The sequence below is a fragment of the Bradyrhizobium sp. NBAIM08 genome (assembly GCF_020193935.1).
GTDB lineage: Bacteria > Pseudomonadota > Alphaproteobacteria > Rhizobiales > Xanthobacteraceae > Bradyrhizobium > Bradyrhizobium yuanmingense.
Map to the genome: position 1 here is coordinate 1 of NZ_JADYVR010000820.1, position 412 is coordinate 412.

The following is a 412-nucleotide window of genomic DNA, read 5'->3' on the forward strand; positions in this document are numbered from 1 at the left end:
CCCGAAACGATCATCTTCCGCCTGAAGAGCGGCCGGCAAGTTGATCGGCAAGTCGTAACTGTCGAACGCCAGCGTGCGCGGGGTGGGGAATTTGGGCGATTGCTGGATCAGCCGGCCGCTCTTCAGGCGGAAGATGATCGTTTCGGGATCGTCGGTGGCAAGGAATTGGCCTTTCTCGGCCGTCGCCGAAATCGCGGTCCCCGACTTGTCGTCCATGGCGATGAAGATGCCCGACAGCTGAGTGCCCCCGTCATTGCTGCGGTCGATGCGCAGCGTGAGGCGCTTGCCCAAGCGGTTGAACTCGCCGACCTTGATTGCCGCCCCGAGCGCGCCCGAGCGAAGGTCGAAGCGCAGTTCTTCATATTGATAGCGGGTCTTGGGCTCTAGCCAGCCGACGATCGCCAGGTTGAGG

Annotated in this window: 1 protein-coding gene; it reads right to left on the minus strand. The window is 62.4% G+C overall.

Annotation, left to right across the window (positions count from 1 at the left end):
* Positions 1-412: LptF/LptG family permease (locus I6F37_RS42225; RefSeq protein WP_225154707.1), on the minus strand; the 412-nt coding region annotated here is incomplete at both ends.